Raw genomic sequence first — 16,488 nt, forward strand, 5'->3', positions numbered from 1 at the left:
GGTTGAATACTTAGAGCACAGTGAAAAACCCTACATCGAGCAAAATATGAAAGAGAATAAGGATGTTGTTAGAAATTGGAAAGCTAAGCTTCACGAGATTATATATGAGGCAGATACTCCTACAGGAAAATGGTTTGATATTTCTCTTATATTCCTAATACTTGTCAGTATATTCTTGGTAATTCTGGAAAGTGTAGAGTCTTTCGACCAACAATATCATGACTTCTTAATAATAGCAGAATGGATAATTACAATCTTATTTAGCATTGAATACATAGCCAGGTTTTTAAGTATAAACAAACCCTTTAGGTATGTTTTTAGTTTTTATGGAATAGTAGACCTCCTCTCCACTATCCCACTATATCTATCCTTTATATTTCCAGGGTCTCAGGTTCTAATTGTTATCAGAGCGATTCGTTTACTCAGACTTTTCAGGATCCTGAAGATGGTTAAATTCATCGGAGAGGCTAGAAAATTAAAAGAAGCGCTCTGGGACAGTAGAACAAAAATTGCAGTATTTATCTTTACAATGGTAATTTTATCTGTAATTATTGGTACAGTAATGTATTTAGTAGAAGGCAAAGATGCCGGTTTCACCAGTATACCAAAGGGTATTTATTGGACAATAATTACGATGACCACAGTGGGTTATGGCGATATCGTTCCCTTGACATCTTTAGGTCAAACGATTGCTGTAATTGTCATGGTTATGGGTTACGGAATAATTGCGGTTCCAACAGGAATAGTTTCAGCAGAATTTTCCAAACAAAACAAACTAAATAAAATTCATACCAATACTCAAGCGTGTCCAAACTGTAATGCACATAACCATAACGATCATGCTAAGTATTGTTATAATTGCGGAAATTTATTAAATGAAGCCTAAAACTCTCATAACAGTTCTCGGTCCTACGGCGATTGGAAAAACGTCCTTGGCTATTGCCATAGCCAAATATTTTAATACCGAAATCATTTCTTCGGATTCAAGGCAATTCTTTAAAGAAATGTATATAGGCACGGCCGTACCAGGTCCTAATGAATTAAAAGAAGTAAAACATCATTTTATTCAGCATATCAGTATTTATGATCACTATTCGGTAGGTGATTTTGAGAAACAAGCTATAGACTCTTTAGAAGAACTCTTCACATCTCATCAGGTAGTTGTAATGGCTGGAGGAAGTGGACTCTACAATAAGGCTGTAATTGAAGGACTAGACCATTTTCCCGATGTAGATAGTACCATTCGAATGGATTTAAACCAAAGACTAAAGGTACAAGGTATTGAAGAATTGCAGCGTCAATTACAATCACTTGATCCTGTTTCTTACGCCTCTTTAGATCTTCAAAATCCGCACCGACTCATTCGTGCCTTGGAGATTTCTATAGGCACTGGTAAACCTTTCTCATCTTATTTAAAGCAAAATCAGCAGCAGCGATTCTTTAATACCATAAAAATTGGTCTTAATGCAGAGCGCTCAGTGATGTACGAAAGAATCAATAAACGCGTCGACCTTATGATGGATAATGGACTCTTAGATGAAGCCAAATCTCTTTATGGTAATCGACATTTAAATGCACTGAAAACCGTAGGGTATAAAGAACTTTTCGACTATATCGATGGAAAAATACCCCTCGAGTTTGCCGTATCCGAAATTAAAAAAAACACCAGAAGATTTGCCAAACGTCAACTTACTTGGCTCAATAAGGAGCAGGATATCCATTGGTTTGATTATCAAACTCCGTACGGGCAAATCATCAATAAATTAACCGAAATTTTAAACATATGAGTATCCACAATACAGCTGTTGTCATTATTATCATGGGAGTTTCTGGCTCTGGAAAATCAACAATAGGGAAATTACTCTCAGAAGAGCTGTCAATTGAGTTTTATGATGGTGATGATTTCCATCCAAAGGAAAATATTGAAAAGATGAAAGCCGGTCACCCTTTAAATGATCATGATAGAGCGGGATGGTTAGCAGCCATACACGATTTTGGACATCATCAGATACAAAATCAACAATCCTGTATTATTGCCTGTTCTGCATTAAAAAAATCCTATCGTGATCTACTTCGTAAGGATATGCATGATCAGTTAAAAATCGTTTATTTAGAAGGAGATTTTCAAACTATACAAACAAGGCTAGCTCAACGCAAATCTCACTTTATGCCAACCGCATTACTACAATCACAATTTGAAACTCTAGAACCTCCACAAAATGCAATTCGTGTAGATTTAAGACTAAGTCCCGAGGAAATTGTTAAAAACATTGTTAAGCAACTAAGTTAATTTTGATTCTTTTTAATTCAGGCCACACACAATAAAACGTTTAAAGCAAAATAAATTTTGTTTTAGTTTGTCTGATTTAAAATCCAATTTGTTATATCAGTTAAGACTTTGGGAGAAAACGTCTGACTTATAGACGCATACTCGGTAGGCAAACCTGTTTCACTTCGTTGAAATAAATGATTTAGATCAGGATATGATCTGGTGGTAACCCGCATATTTCCACCTTTCTTTACGGAAGCACTGATAGCTTTTAGATTTACCCCTGAGCTGACTTGTAAATCTTTTTCTCCATTTAAAGCGAGAACTGGACATTTTACCTTTTCTAAGGCAATTGTAGGGTCCAGTTTTAAGAAATATTTTGTCCAAGGACTTGAGATTTGCTCAACCTGCGTAGATATGAATTGCTCTTTGGACATTCCATTTGGTATTTGGTCAGTATTCTCCTCGGTAAGAACTTCTTTCATAAAACTAGATAAATCTCTTTTTAAGGTTTGCTCATCACTGGACTCCTTAATGATTTTAAAAATCTGTGAGTTCATCTTCAGTGATCTTTGTATCTTATCTTCAGAAACTCCATTAGATCGGGCAATTGTCTCTTGTTGAAGCAACAGTAACTCATCGCCTGGAATCCCTGTTCCCGCTAGTAAAACAATAAATTTAACATCCGTAGTTCTAGTGGCTACCATCGGAGCTATGATTCCACCTTCGCTGTGTCCAATAAGTCCAATTTTATCCTGATCAATTTCTTTAAGAGTTTTCAAGTATGATACCGCACTTTCCACATCATTAGCCAAATCATGTGTAGTTGCTGATTTGAAGTCACCCTGTGATTGTCCAACACCCCTATCATCAAATCGTAAGACAGCAATACCATTTTTAGTCAGGTAATCTGAAATGATCAAAAATGGTTTGTGTCCAAATAATTCATGATTTCTATTCTGTGGTCCGCTACCCGAAATTAAGACAACTGCCGGAAAACTCCCGGTTTCCTTTGGTAAACTTAAGGTTCCAGATAATGTAATACCAGCATTACCATTTTTAAAACTTACATCTTTTGATATATAGGGGAAAGGTTTATTTGGTTCCTGGGGGCGTAAAATGGTTTGTTTTACGATCGATTCTCTTGATAAATTCAACGGGAATTCCATTCCAGCTTGTTTTAAAGTACCCACAAATTGACCATGGTTTAGGATCCCAGAATATTCAATACCCGCATTTGCAATTACAAATTTTATTTTAGGATTCTCATAGACAGTTTGAGTAACAGGGATGTCCTTTGCACCTTGATCAGGACTGTCCATTGTAGCACTATAACCATTTTCAGACTTAGTAACTTTAAAAATGAGTCTTAATTGGATGCCTTGGATATCCAAAGCACCATTCCATTGGCCTACAATTTCTTGAGCAAAGGAGGATAATGAGAAAATAGTTGTTAAAAATAATAGAAAGGTTTTTTTCATTAGGTCTTTTATTTTTCAATACACAGTTGTTCGAAAATCATTGCGATTAATACGATAATGGACATGGATTCGCAAAATTTACAGTCCATTTTAGAAACTTCTATGGATTTTTGGAAAATCGTTCTTCCATCCTCTTTGTTGTTGAGGAAAAAGGCCAAATCTTCAACTATTAAAATCTTTGTGACGTTTCTCAATGTGTTTTTAAAAAGTGTGCAGTTGTTTTCATTTTGGCTAATTATTTTACAATGATTCATATGAATCAATATTAAGAGAATATACAATTAAAATCATTATCATGTAGAAGTATGATAATTAATTTTAATATGCTTTTAACTGCAGCATAACTTTCTTGTCAAAAACAGAAAGTACACAATATATTCCTAACTGGAAAACTCTGCCTAATAGAAAGCAACGCATTAATGATATCTGTTGATAAAAAAAACACCAGCTTAGCTGGTGTTTTAATCAATAAGGTTGATTGGTTAGTTAGTACCTTATTTAAGTTGGAACTCGGTAGAGCCCAATTCCTTTAAATTCTGATCATAAACGACAACCCCATAAGTTCCTTCCGGAAATTCAGCTCCGCTTTTGTCTATGAAATCACAAACATCAAGTGAAGTGTTTTCATAATAAAAGCTAGAGGCTTTACTATAAGTAACACTAATTGATTCATTTACCTCATCACCTTCCTTAGCTGCAACTGCTCGCTCTCCGATGATACTTCCTGTTGGATCAGTCACCTGAATGTAAAACTGTTTAGCACCTGGTTTTGTAATTTTATTAGAACCTACTGTATAACAGATCTTTAGTTTGTCAGCTCGTCTGTTATTACTAACGGAAACAATTTTTCCGCTATTACGCTCTCTTACAGCCTCTGCAGAGAATTTAGACAATCCCAATGAAGCTCCAGTCTCAACAACCTTGGCCAATTGAGTGTTTTGCATAATCAAAGAATCTGTAAACATTGATTGCTCAGCCAAAGCAGCTTGTGTGCTATCTCTTTGCATAGCCAACAAGGTGTTTGAAGCTCTTAAAGAATCGTTTTGGGCAAGTAGGTATTCCCTTTCTTTTGTCAACTGGTTTACTTGTCTTCTGTAGCGAGATAAGGTGCTGATATCCGCTTTCATTTTTTGAACAGAATCAATATAAACCGCAATCTTATTTCTGGCTTCAATAAGCTCAGCATTTGTAGATTCGTTTTCGGAGATTGCTCGATCATAATCTGATTTTAAGTTGTTCAAATCTTCAATAACCAAGTTTTTCTCCTGATTTAATTTCTGGGTAGTGTCCTTTTTACTTTTGTACAAACTACCTGTGTAAATAAGGGTCCCGATCAAAGCAACAGCCAGTAGACCTGCAATGACCTTTAAACCATTATTACTTTTTGTTTCTGCCATAAGCTCATTATTTTTTTTACAATTTGGTTCAGCAATTTAATCAATCTTTTTTAAATTGCTTTACGAATGTATATACGAATCAAAATTGAATTTAGATTATTTACATTTGCTTAACGCACAATTATTTTAACATATGAGATCGAGATTAGTGATCTATGACCTTCAAAAAATTACACCTTTAATAAAGGTTCGAAAGGGCGAAGGAAAGTTTGGAGAACATGTAAAATTATTAGCCAAAGATGAGCCACTTATGGCAGGCTTGTTAGACTCCAAAGCGAAATATGTACTATTTGGAATTCCAGAAGATATCGGAGTAATAGGCAACTTTGGTAATTCAGGAGCTCGTGATGCTTGGCAAACCTGCCTATCCTATCTACTAAATGTTCAGAACAATAAATTTGTAAAAGGCAAAGAGGTACTGCTACTAGGGCATTTGGATTTTGAAAATGAACTTCAACAAATCGATTCGCTCCAGGGAACTAAAAAGATTGAAAAGGCAATGGAACTCACAGCTTATATCGATACTGAGGTTACCGATCTTATTCGACAAATTGTTCAATCCGGAAAAATTCCGATCGTAATTGGCGGAGGACATAATAACGCCTACGGGATTATTAAGGGTACAGCTTTAGCATATAATGCTGCTATTAATTGCCTAAATATAGATGCCCATAGTGATTTTAGAAAACGTGAAGGGCGGCATAGTGGAAATGGATTTAACTACGCATACAAAGAAGGATTTTTACACCATTACTTTGTAATGGGTCTTCAAGAGAATTATAACTCCAAAAAGGTTCTTAAAAACCTAAAAGTTGAAAAAAGAATTCGGTTTGCCACCTATGAAGAACTCTTTGTTCGCAAAGAAAAAGAATTTGATTTTGAATTGCGAGAAGCTATAGAATTTGTCAAGAGCACAAAATTTGGAATTGAGATTGATGTGGATAGTATTGCCCACGCTCCTAGCAGTGCTCAAAGTAGCGTTGGTTTTCATTTGAACCACGTTCGAGAAATGGTCTATAAAGCAAGGGCAAATAAAAATATTGCCTATTTGCATATTTGCGAAGCGGCACCGAGGTTAGACCCTGAAAATCAGTTTCAAATAGGTAAAACAATCAGTTACTTGATTACCGATTTTATTAGAAGGTAATTAAACCATTATAGAGGAAAAAAAACGAGAAGACTTTTGTGGTGCTTCTCGTTTTTTATTTAAAATACGCTTTTTCTAATCGCGGATTAATTTTTTGTACTTGATACGTTTTGGTGTTATATCAGCACCAAGACGTTTACGCTTATTCTCTTCGTAATCCGAGAATCCTCCTTCAAAGAAATATACTTCTGAATTCCCCTCAAAGGCAAGAATATGTGTACAAATTCTGTCTAAAAACCAACGGTCGTGAGATATAACAACGGCACAACCAGCAAAGTTTTCCAAACCTTCTTCTAGGGCTCTTAAGGTGTTTACATCCAAGTCATTAGTAGGCTCATCGAGTAAAAGGACGTTTCCTTCTTCTTTTAGAGTCATAGCTAAATGTAGCCTATTACGCTCTCCACCAGACAAGGTATCCACCTTTTTGTTTTGTTCACTACCTGCGAAATTAAAACGGCTCAAATAGGCACGTGAGTTTACCTGCCTTCCTCCCATCATAACGAGTTCTTGTCCATCGGAGAAATTCTCATAAATGGATTTTGAAGGATCGATATTAGAATGGGATTGGTCAACATAGGCAATTTTTGCTGTTTCACCGACCTCAAAGCTCCCCTTATCCGGCGCTTCTTCGCCCATAATCATTTTAAAAATGGTCGTTTTTCCCGCCCCATTAGGACCAATAATACCGACAATTCCAGCTTGTGGAAGACTAAAGTTTAGATCCTCATAAAGTAATTTATCACCAAAGGCCTTTGAAACCCCTTTGGCCTCAATCACATTAGTACCCAAACGTGGACCATTAGGAATATAAATTTCTAATTTCTCATCTAGCTTATTTTGATCTTCATTTAAGAGTTTATCATAATTGTTCAGACGCGCCTTTTGTTTGGCTTGTCTTCCCTTTGGAGCCATTCGTACCCATTCCAATTCTCGCTCGAGTGTTTTTTGTCGTTTAGAAGCTTGCTTTTGTTCTTGAGCTAATCGTTTAGATTTTTGATCTAACCACGATGAATAGTTCCCTTTCCAAGGAATACCCTCTCCTCTGTCTAATTCTAAGATCCAACCAGCTACATTATCCAAGAAATATCTATCGTGCGTTACTGCTATGACAGTCCCTTTGTATTGCTGCAAATGTTGTTCCAACCACAAAACAGATTCAGCATCTAGGTGGTTGGTTGGCTCATCAAGCAAAAGAATATCAGGTTCTTGGAGTAACAATCTACAAAGTGCAACACGTCGGCGCTCTCCTCCAGAAAGTACATTAATTGGTGTATCCGGTTCAGGTGTTCTTAAAGCGTCCATGGCGATTTCTAGCTTGGTATCCAGTTCCCATGCGTTACTTGCATCGATCTTATCTTGCAGTTCAGCTTGACGATCCATGAGTTTTTGCATCTTATCAGCATCCTCATAGACCTCTGGTAGACCGAACATGTCGTTTATTTTGTTGTATTCATCGAGAATACCTACAGTTTCAGAAACTCCTTCTTTTACGATGTCAATGACTGTTTTAGAGTCATCTAATTTAGGTTCCTGTGCTAGATACCCGACAGAGTATCCAGAGGAGAATACAACATCCCCTTGGTAGTTTTTTTCTTCTCCAGCAATAATTCGAAGAAGTGTAGATTTTCCTGAACCATTTAAACCTAAGATTCCAATCTTCGCTCCGTAAAAGAAGCTCAAATAGATATCCTTTAAAACTTGTTTATTTGTGCTCTGGTATGTTTTTGATACTCCGGACATGGAGAATATCACTTTCTTATCATCAGCCATTATATTCTCTTATTTTTCTATTTTGTTAGTATTTTAATTTGCTACTCTAGTGATTTAATAATTTGAACATCTGGGTGTGACTTATACTCTTCCTTTTAATGCATTAAACACCCACGCGATGGCGAAAAACCCCACTCCAACAGATGCAAACCCGTATCCTGCAACATCATCATAACGAAATGCTCCCAATGCGATAAGCCCACATCCAACGATGATCATGATCCAAGTTGCCCAAGCTAAAACTGTATTTTTATTCATGCCTTGTCCTGTCTTATTTTTCATATAATCTCTATTGCGTATTTTCCAATTGACAAATATCGTACAATTTAAGCAATTATTAAACAATTCGATTTGGCTTGATTTTGTATTTTAGCAGAATATACAAGGAGTTTTAATGCATCAAAATATTAGAACGTTTGTTTTACAAAGTCTCACGCTAATAGAATCACAGTTTAATGGATTTAAAATTCAATCAGAACGAAGATCATAATAAATTATCAGTCTCTTCCTTAAAGCGCAAATTAGCTAAGGTATCATTGGGTGGTGGAGAAAGTCGAATAGAAAAATTACACGCTCAAGGAAAACTAACAGCTAGAGAGCGAATCGACTATCTTTTAGATAAAAATGCTACGGCTATTGAAATTGGTGCCTTGGCTGGTGATCAGATGTATCAAGAGCACGGTGGTTGCCCCTCAGCAGGTGTAGTTGTGAAAATCGGCTATATTGGTGGTAAACAATGTATTGTTGTAGCCAATGACGCCACAGTAAAAGCAGGAGCATGGTTTCCTATTACTGGAAAGAAAAATCTTCGAGCTCAAGAAATATCCATTGAAAACAGATTGCCTATTATTTATCTTGTTGATAGCGCGGGTGTCTACCTTCCAATGCAGGACGAAATTTTCCCAGACAAAGAACACTTTGGTCGAATTTTTAGAAACAATGCCCAAATGAGCAGCATGGGTATTACCCAGATCGCGGTGGTAATGGGTAGTTGTGTAGCCGGTGGAGCATATCTACCAATTATGAGTGATGAAGCTATTATTGTAGAAAACACTGGTAGTATATTTTTAGCGGGGAGTTATTTAGTAAAAGCCGCCATTGGTGAACAAATAGACAACCAAACCCTTGGAGGTGCCACTACACATTCAGAGATCAGTGGAGTTACGGATTATAAAGCCAAGGATGATCAACATGCTTTGGATATTGTTAAAAATATAATGGATAAAATTGGAGAGGAACCTAAGGCTGGCTTCAATCGCAAAAAAACCATCAAACCCTTATTCGAACCACAAGACATCTACGGACTTCTTCCCAAGAGTCGTACCCAGCCATATGATACTTACGAAATTATCGAACGATTAATCGATGCCAATTCTCTTGAAGAGTATAAAGCGGGTTACGGAAAAACCATTATTTGCGCTTATGCTAGAATCGATGGATGGGCCGTCGGTATTGTGGCCAATCAACGAAAAATGGTCAAAACTAAAAAGGGTGAATTACAGTTTGGAGGGGTGATTTATTCAGACTCTGCGGATAAAGCCACTCGATTTATCGCCAATTGTAATCAAAAGAAAATCCCGCTAGTGTTCCTACAGGATGTTACTGGGTTTATGGTTGGTAGTAAATCCGAACATGGAGGAATCATTAAGGATGGTGCTAAAATGGTGAATGCTGTATCGAATTCTGTCGTGCCAAAATTCACTGTCATAATGGGTAATTCCTATGGAGCAGGAAACTATGCTATGTGTGGAAAGGCTTATGATCCAAAGTTAATTGTAGCATGGCCTAGCGCAGAATTAGCAGTAATGGGAGGAGCACAAGCAGCAAAAGTTTTGTTGCAAATCGAGACAGCTTCTCTAAAGAAAAAAGGTGAAGAGATTTCAGAGCAGCAACACCAGGATATGTTTGATAAAATCAAATCGAGATACGATGAGCAAACCTCACCTTACTACGCGGCAGCTAGATTATGGACTGATGCCATTATAGACCCTTTAGATACGCGTAAATGGATAAGTATGGGAATTGAAGCAGCAAACCATGCCCCTATAACAAAAGCCTTTAATATGGGCGTGCTTCAAACCTAAGAATGTACAAAGCTAAAATATAACAACACCTTTATATAAGTCATGTTAAAGTTTAACAAGTCAAGGTTTTACAGATTTTTCAACAGTAGCTTTCCTTTTGATTTTACCATTCTCTGTTTCTAAAAAAGCATCGGTAAAGTACACCTCTTTTGGATTCTCAAATTTATCGAGGGAACTAAGATTTTTTATGTTTTCAAGTAACTTAGCGTCTTGTCTCCCTTCGATGATCAATATTAATTTTTGACCAAGAGAAGCCTCCTCTATTCCATGGACAAAAAAGCGGGTAGTAATAACTTCTGCTAGTTTTTTCTCTATTTGTTCAGGAATCAATTTGACCCCTCCAGAATTTATAACATGATCAATGCGACCTTTCCACTGAAACTCGTCAGCACTAACAAGTTCCACCAAATCATTGGTGACAATAACTTCTTCTGCAATATTGGGCGCATCAATTACAAGACATCCTCTATCGTCAATGCCAATAGTAATATTAGGTAATATCTTAAAATTAGAGGTCGCTAAGTTTTCTGAATTCGAAAAATTATTAATCTTTTTAGCAGCAATATGGGTCACAGTTTCTGTCATCCCATAGGTTTCGAAAATTTCTGATGATTTGTCCTGAAGGCTATCTATCAGAGAGCTCGAAATAGGTGCACCACCAACAATCATTTTTTTTATCTGATCGATTTTAGGTAGTGAATTTTCAACTTGTAATGGTATCATGGCCGAGAAGTCATATATTTTATCCAACCCCTCTAAAGGAGATACACTTGGTTCTACTAAATCAATTTCCAATCCTAGAATCATTGCACGAACTAACATCATTTTCCCAGCAATAAACCCTGCCGGAAGGCAGTGAAGAGCACTATCCCCTACATTTATTCCAAAAAAATCTCCTGAAGCTATGGCTGAATTGACCATGGCCTGTTTTTGAACACGAATAGGCTTAGCCTCACCGGTTGATCCAGAGGTGCGAACATACATAAAAGACTTCTCATTTAACCAATCCATTAAAAAATCACCAATGGATTGTTCATAAGGCTCACCTTCCTTTATATAACTATATGCCACTTCCATTAAATCCTCTCGGTCAAAATAGGAGCCATTTAGTTTAAATCTTAAGTGAACCTTATCATAGCTAGGTGTATTCATCGTCGTATTTTTGCGTTAAACTAGAAGTCAACAATTGTTCTCCAAAGTTATCACTGAAATTTTAAAATTAAAAGCGCATCGAACAATAGTTTTTTAGCTTTTTAATTCTAATTTAGATTTTTCTACCTCCCCAGTTAATCTGTACTTCCAGCGGTTCCAGTTATACTTTTTAGAAAAAATAAAAACAAGTATCGGAAAGATAATAAAAACGGGCACAAATACATCATAGCCCAGTTTTGGGGTAGAGACATCCTTTAAAACAGATTCCGTCTGAAAGGCAGTCCAGGTAGCGGTAACTAACAACACAGTTACCAGGTTGTTTGCCGCATGAAAACCTAAGGCTAGCTCCATACCCTCGTCCATTAAGGTGATGATGCCCAGAAAAAAACCTGTTCCTATATAGTATATCATAATTCCATATCCAAGCTTTTCAACTTCAGGGTTTGCGATATGCATTAATCCGAATAATACAGATGTAACCACAAGAGGAACCCATCTGTTTTTGGCAAAAATGCCTATGCCCTGCATCATGTATCCTCGAAACAGATATTCCTCGAAACTAGTTTGTAACGGCACCAGTAGTATGGCAATAACCACCAAAGATAAAAATGGTACTAAATCGAAATTCCAGATATAATTTTCTGGGTTTAGATAGTAATCTAAAACAACAAAAAAAGCTGTGATAGCACCCCAAAGAACAAATGAAAATAAAATGCGCTTCCAATCAATCTTCTTTCGAGAGGTAGTTAAGGAGGTAATACTTTGTTGATGAATTAACTTCACCCAGACTAATAAAATAAACAAAGCAATTGCTAAGGGTAACAACATGGTAATTAAAACAAGGTTCGACCCAATCTTATCTACCATGACTTGCATGATCTCATCTGTGCTTTGAGGGGTGTTTAAAACGGCAATATAATTTATAATAATTATTCCGATAAAACCCGTAGGGATCACCAAATATTTCCAAAGGCCTAATTGCCCACGATATCCTTGCTCTATGTACATAATTTATTAAAGTTTGAAGTATTTAGTATCCCATTTCCCACTGGTTTTGTAATATAATTTCTCTCCAATAACCTCTAGTGGTGAGTCGATATTATTAGAATATAGACTACCAGTACCCAATCCTTGGGGCATAGGATTGTTTAGTGTATAGGTCCACTGGGCGATAGCATTCAGACCTACATTACTTTCCAAGGCAGAAGTGACCCACCAGTTAATTGAACTCTTTTGGCAGAGATCGATCCATTGTTCTGTACCTTTAAACCCTCCTATTAAGCTTGGTTTAAAAATAAGGTATTGCGGACTTATGATTTTAAGTAATTTTTCTTTTTCTTCCAACTCAAATACACCAATGAGTTCTTCATCTAGAGCTATAGGTAAAGGTGTTTTGCTACAAAGTTCAGCCATTTCTTCCCACTGGCCTTGTTTAATAGGTTGCTCTATGGAATGTAAATCTAGATCAGCCAGTTGCTGGAGTTTTGGTAAGGCATCCTCAAGGTTAAAAGCTCCGTTAGCATCCACACGTAGTTCAATATCAGTGGCACTAAATTCTTTTCGAATAGCAGTTAAAAGTTTTAATTCCGTAGCAAAGTCAATTGCGCCAATTTTCATTTTAATACAGCCAAAACCTTGTTCAATTTTCTGTTGAATCTGAGACCTCATAAAATCCTCATCACCCATCCAAATAAGACCATTGATCGCTATACCGCTTTGTGAGCGTGTAAACTTTGAATTAAACAGTTCAAACGGATCCTTACTTGATAGTGAAATAAAAGCTTGCTCTACTCCACTTTGAATGGAAGGGTACTCCAACAGGTTGTCCCAGAGCTTTTCAAATCCTAAATTAATATGATCACAGGCCCATTGTAGTTTGGATTCGTAATCGGGCCGGTCGTCTATACTCAACCCAGGTAATAAACCACATTCTCCTATCCCAACCTTCTCCTTATCTTGAATTACGATAAACCAGGTTTCTTTTTGCCGCAACACACCTCTAGAGGTTCCACTGGGCTTGTTAAATTTTAATATGTGTTTTCTGTAATATGCCTTCATCTATATTTCGATGCTTTCACCAATACTGAGTAACATCAAATCTTTCTGAGACTCATAAAATTTCTTTTTTGCTTCCTCGTGGTCAATCTCGATATAACCAAAGGTATCGTAATGATATCCCAATATCTTGTCACAAGCAACAAAATTAGAAGCGACTATAGCGTCCTGAATTCCCATGGTAAAATTATCTCCAATTGGCAGAACAGCCAAATCCAAGTTGGTTCGAAGCGGTATAAGCTTCATGTCCATGGTCAGCGCGGTATCGCCAGCGATATATATGTTTTTTCGTTCCCCTTCAAGTACAAACCCTCCTGGCTGCCCTCCATAGGTTCCATCGGCAAAGGAAGATGAGTGTATGGCATTGACATACCTAAGTACTCCAAACTCAAAGTCCCAACTACCCCCGTGATTCATAGGGTGAGTGTCAAAACCTTTATCACTGTAGTAATCGGCAATTTCTGCGTTGGAAATAATTACAGCTCCTGTTCTTTTAGCAATAGACTCTACATCTAGAGTGTGATCACCATGCGCATGGGTTATAAGTATATAATCTGCTTTGATTGATTCAACATCAATATGAGAAGCTTTTTCGTTTCCTGAAATAAATGGATCTACTAAGAGATTAATTTCCTCTATCTGAATTCCAAGACAGGCGTGTCCGTAGAATGTAATTTTCATGTTTTTTGATTTTGCTTAAGATAATACTTTGCTTCGAATCAAGGTTCAAAGTTTAAATTTAAACAATTAAACTAAAAACTACTAAAATGATTTCTTATTTGAAAACAAACCAAAAGTGAACACCATTAACATCAGTATCTACATTTAAAATAGAGCGAAGTTGATTGGCCAACCTTCTAATAAGATTCAATCCCATAGATCCTGAAGCGTCCACATCAAAACCGGGAGGCAAACCAATCCCATCATCTTTGTAATCAAATAATATATGCCCATTTTCTTCCTTTAACTGAATGAAAATATTACCAGTTTTCTCGCCCTTAAATGCATACTTGAACGAATTGGAGATGAGTTCATTTAATATAAGTCCAATAGGGATGGCTCTATCGACATCTAAGGCAGCACTATGCGCATCTATATGCATGTTAATTCTGAACCCTCCTTTTTTGTAAACCGACTGAATACTTGCAGAAAGGGACTCTATGTACTCCTGCATCTTGATAACGGAAAGATCTTCATTTTGATAGAGTTTTTGATGAATTAACGCCATGGCCTTTACCCTACTCTTTCCTTCTTCTAGGGCATTTATGGCCGATTTACTTCGAGTATTTTTAGTTTGAATACTAAGTAAACTTGAGACAACCTGAAGATTGTTCTTAACCCTGTGGTGAATTTCCTTTAACAGGGAATCCTTTTCGATCAATGAGTTTTCAATAATTTGTTTTTGATTCTCTATTAATCGCTTGTTTTTTAAACTCTTTAAATAAGCAACTACTAAACCTATCACACATATAAAACAAAGGATAAGTGCTGATACACTGAGATAGATTGCCTTTTCTCTTTCTAATATCTCCGTTTTATTTTTCTCTAAATTTAATCGTTGACGTTCTATGGTTTCTTTTTGATTGTTCAAATCAAACTGCACCAGTAAACTCAATAATTGTTTTTTTCTACTGCTATAATCTAAGGAGTCTTTTAATTTTACATAGCGCTTAAAAAATATGGATGCAGAATCCGGTGCACTATCTCTAAGGTAAAGATTCGCTCTTAAGCGGTTATAATTTACAGTGGTAGATTTAACTAACTTTTGTTTGGTAACGATGCTATCGAGATACGATTTGGCCATGGTAAGATTATTTATCTCCATATAGCATTCCGCCAAATTACCCCATAAATTCACAGTGGTTTTAGAATACCTTCCCTTATCGTACACCCGACTAGATGAAACTCCTGCCTCTAGGTAAGGAATAGCTTCTTCAAATTTATTTTGAAACATTTTGCACTTCCCTAGATTGCTTTCAATTAGTCCTTTTAGATATATAGCCTCATTAAAATCTTCTGAACTGATCAAGCTTTCATTATTGAGGTAGGTCATAATACTCTGATGAGCAATTTCAATATCCTTTAATGCGGTATATATCGATCCATCCTTCAATAGATAGGTCCCGAGATTGTTGTAATACTCGGCCTTATAAAAATTGTCTTCGCCTTTTCTTAATTTTGATTTATTGGCAATGGTATATTCCATCATGGCTTGGCGATAAAGTCCTAATTCAGCGTAGATATCGTAAAGAACTACTTTCTCTCCTAAACCTTTTAATTGTCGTCGAATTTCCAATTGCTTATCGTGCAACTGCAATTCTTTATATAACTTATCTAGTGTATAAAGCAGATGGACCTTTATAGGACGATCGAGTTTTTTAAGTTTGTGCAAGAGTTCCTCTCCAATAAGGGCGCCTTTATCATAATTGCCCACATCATAATACAGCTCCGATAACATTAGCTTATACTTAAAAACAGAAACGGAGTCCTTTTTTTTCTCAGCCGAAAGAAGCGGCTCGTTAATAGAATCTAACCAGCTATATGCTGAACTGACCGAGTATCGTCTTTTGGTTTCAAAAAAGTAATTTACCCGCTGATCCGCATCCTTCAATTCTAGGAACACCTCCAAAGGATCTTCAATGGTATCGAAATTCTGGGCAACAACCTTTAACGAGGTTCCGATAAGAAATAGGAAAATTATATATATTTTGATGAGCTTTCCCAATAGTTTATATGCAAATTACTTTCCTTAATGTTTCTTTAAAAAAGCCTAAACATTACATTTAGGCTTTTGATCAACATATAATAATAAATCTTCCAAGCGTCATTATTATATAATTAACATCTTAACAGCGGTTAAACTTACTTCAATAAATTTAATTAATTAAATTTTTGTTGTATAAGAATACTTTTGTGTGGTAAAAATATTAAGATCGTTTTAAATCTTTCTATTTTACAAAGGACCTCTGTCAATTTAAGTCATAGCACTTTAAAGATAGTAACCAACCTTCGTTAAAAGTCAAAAGAGTCTTGGGGAATTCCAAAACTCTTTTGTTACCTATTATTAATTAGGTTGTTGAATCATCTGTTAGTGTGGGGGATATTGATAAAAGGTATTGTCAGGGGAAAATTA

At 36.3% G+C, this 16,488-nt stretch carries 15 protein-coding genes; 5 read left to right on the forward strand and 10 right to left on the reverse strand.

Translation table 11 applies throughout. The annotated features are described in order from the left end of the window. Positions 1–46: 46 nt before the first annotated feature. The 3 genes from I215_RS03930 to I215_RS03940 are packed head-to-tail and all read left to right on the forward strand — an operon-like array spanning position 47 to position 2,290. Entirely contained in the window at positions 47–886 is an 840-nt protein-coding gene (locus I215_RS03930; RefSeq protein WP_008990659.1) for an ion transporter, read from the forward strand. Then, positions 876–1,787: a tRNA (adenosine(37)-N6)-dimethylallyltransferase MiaA gene (gene miaA / locus I215_RS03935; RefSeq protein ID WP_008990660.1), complete on the forward strand. Its 912-nt coding sequence runs from the start codon at positions 876–878 to the stop codon at positions 1,785–1,787. Before I215_RS03930 ends, miaA begins: the two co-directional genes overlap by 11 nt. Continuing rightward, positions 1,784–2,290: a gluconokinase gene (locus tag I215_RS03940; RefSeq protein ID WP_008990661.1), complete on the forward strand. Its 507-nt coding sequence runs from the start codon at positions 1,784–1,786 to the stop codon at positions 2,288–2,290. The genes miaA and I215_RS03940 overlap by 4 nt, the downstream gene beginning before the upstream one ends. A gap of 62 nt (positions 2,291–2,352) precedes the next feature. Here I215_RS03940 and I215_RS03945 read toward each other — a convergent pair whose 3' ends face one another. From I215_RS03945 to I215_RS03955, 3 genes are all read right to left on the reverse strand, one after another. Continuing rightward, positions 2,353–3,750, reverse strand: coding sequence for an alpha/beta hydrolase family protein (locus I215_RS03945; RefSeq protein WP_008990662.1), 1,398 nt, complete (start codon positions 3,748–3,750; stop codon positions 2,353–2,355). An 8-nt stretch (positions 3,751–3,758) separates the two neighbouring features. Beyond that, complete coding sequence (locus I215_RS16100; protein WP_156800192.1) at positions 3,759–3,944, reverse strand: hypothetical protein; 186 nt, start codon at positions 3,942–3,944, stop codon at positions 3,759–3,761. Between the two features lie 300 nt (positions 3,945–4,244). Then, positions 4,245–5,147 carry a hypothetical protein gene (locus tag I215_RS03955; RefSeq protein WP_008990664.1) on the reverse strand — a complete coding sequence of 301 codons (903 nt, stop codon included), beginning with the start codon at positions 5,145–5,147 and terminating at the stop codon, positions 4,245–4,247. Between the two features lie 133 nt (positions 5,148–5,280). On the opposite strand from I215_RS03955, the gene I215_RS03960 reads away from it, so the two are divergent. Then, entirely contained in the window at positions 5,281–6,294 is a 1,014-nt protein-coding gene (locus I215_RS03960; RefSeq protein ID WP_008990665.1) for a formimidoylglutamase, read from the forward strand. A gap of 75 nt (positions 6,295–6,369) precedes the next feature. Here the strand turns inward: I215_RS03960 and ettA are convergent, their stop codons facing one another. After that, positions 6,370–8,064 carry an energy-dependent translational throttle protein EttA gene (gene ettA, locus I215_RS03965; RefSeq protein ID WP_008990666.1) on the reverse strand — a complete coding sequence of 565 codons (1,695 nt, stop codon included), beginning with the start codon at positions 8,062–8,064 and terminating at the stop codon, positions 6,370–6,372. A gap of 81 nt (positions 8,065–8,145) precedes the next feature. Beyond that, on the reverse strand, positions 8,146–8,322 hold the full coding sequence (locus I215_RS03970; RefSeq protein ID WP_008990667.1) for a CAL67264 family membrane protein: 177 nt from the start codon (positions 8,320–8,322) through the stop codon (positions 8,146–8,148). Between the two features lie 197 nt (positions 8,323–8,519). Between I215_RS03970 and I215_RS03975 the strand changes: the two genes are divergently transcribed. Next, positions 8,520–10,148, forward strand: coding sequence for an acyl-CoA carboxylase subunit beta (locus tag I215_RS03975; protein ID WP_008990668.1), 1,629 nt, complete (start codon positions 8,520–8,522; stop codon positions 10,146–10,148). A gap of 60 nt (positions 10,149–10,208) precedes the next feature. On the opposite strand, the gene I215_RS03980 is transcribed toward I215_RS03975, so the two are convergent. The 5 genes from I215_RS03980 to I215_RS04000 form a co-directional block, all read right to left on the reverse strand. Next, a complete protein-coding gene (locus tag I215_RS03980; RefSeq protein ID WP_008990669.1) occupies positions 10,209–11,300 on the reverse strand; it encodes an AMP-binding protein in 1,092 nt (363 codons plus the stop codon). A 93-nt stretch (positions 11,301–11,393) separates the two neighbouring features. Then, positions 11,394–12,308 carry a CPBP family intramembrane glutamic endopeptidase gene (locus I215_RS03985; RefSeq protein WP_008990670.1) on the reverse strand — a complete coding sequence of 305 codons (915 nt, stop codon included), beginning with the start codon at positions 12,306–12,308 and terminating at the stop codon, positions 11,394–11,396. Positions 12,309–12,314: 6 nt separating this feature from the next. Continuing rightward, complete coding sequence (locus tag I215_RS03990) at positions 12,315–13,358, reverse strand: o-succinylbenzoate synthase (RefSeq protein ID WP_008990671.1); 1,044 nt, start codon at positions 13,356–13,358, stop codon at positions 12,315–12,317. Next, a complete protein-coding gene (locus I215_RS03995) occupies positions 13,359–14,036 on the reverse strand; it encodes a metal-dependent hydrolase (protein WP_008990672.1) in 678 nt (225 codons plus the stop codon). Positions 14,037–14,130: 94 nt separating this feature from the next. After that, on the reverse strand, positions 14,131–16,080 hold the full coding sequence (locus I215_RS04000) for a tetratricopeptide repeat-containing sensor histidine kinase (protein WP_008990673.1): 1,950 nt from the start codon (positions 16,078–16,080) through the stop codon (positions 14,131–14,133). Positions 16,081–16,488 lie beyond the last annotated feature (408 nt).

It is taken from the genome of Galbibacter marinus (assembly GCF_000300875.1).
Lineage (GTDB): Bacteria > Bacteroidota > Bacteroidia > Flavobacteriales > Flavobacteriaceae > Galbibacter > Galbibacter marinus.

Bases quoted from the DNA above. Each gene is read 5' to 3' on its own strand.
- I215_RS03980 (WP_008990669.1), bottom strand. From the start codon at position 11,300: ATGAATACACCTAGCTATGATAAGGTTCACTTAAGATTTAAACTAAAT.
- I215_RS03940 (WP_008990661.1), top strand. From the start codon at position 1,784: ATGAGTATCCACAATACAGCTGTTGTCATTATTATCATGGGAGTTTCT.
- I215_RS03930 (WP_008990659.1), top strand. From the start codon at position 47: ATGAAAGAGAATAAGGATGTTGTTAGAAATTGGAAAGCTAAGCTTCAC.
- I215_RS03970 (WP_008990667.1), bottom strand. From the start codon at position 8,322: ATGAATAAAAATACAGTTTTAGCTTGGGCAACTTGGATCATGATCATC.
- I215_RS03955 (WP_008990664.1), bottom strand. From the start codon at position 5,147: ATGGCAGAAACAAAAAGTAATAATGGTTTAAAGGTCATTGCAGGTCTA.
- I215_RS03985 (WP_008990670.1), bottom strand. From the start codon at position 12,308: ATGTACATAGAGCAAGGATATCGTGGGCAATTAGGCCTTTGGAAATAT.
- miaA (WP_008990660.1), top strand. From the start codon at position 876: ATGAAGCCTAAAACTCTCATAACAGTTCTCGGTCCTACGGCGATTGGA.
- ettA (WP_008990666.1), bottom strand. From the start codon at position 8,064: ATGGCTGATGATAAGAAAGTGATATTCTCCATGTCCGGAGTATCAAAA.
- I215_RS03945 (WP_008990662.1), bottom strand. From the start codon at position 3,750: ATGAAAAAAACCTTTCTATTATTTTTAACAACTATTTTCTCATTATCC.
- I215_RS03995 (WP_008990672.1), bottom strand. From the start codon at position 14,036: ATGAAAATTACATTCTACGGACACGCCTGTCTTGGAATTCAGATAGAG.
- I215_RS03960 (WP_008990665.1), top strand. From the start codon at position 5,281: ATGAGATCGAGATTAGTGATCTATGACCTTCAAAAAATTACACCTTTA.
- I215_RS03990 (WP_008990671.1), bottom strand. From the start codon at position 13,358: ATGAAGGCATATTACAGAAAACACATATTAAAATTTAACAAGCCCAGT.
- I215_RS03975 (WP_008990668.1), top strand. From the start codon at position 8,520: ATGGATTTAAAATTCAATCAGAACGAAGATCATAATAAATTATCAGTC.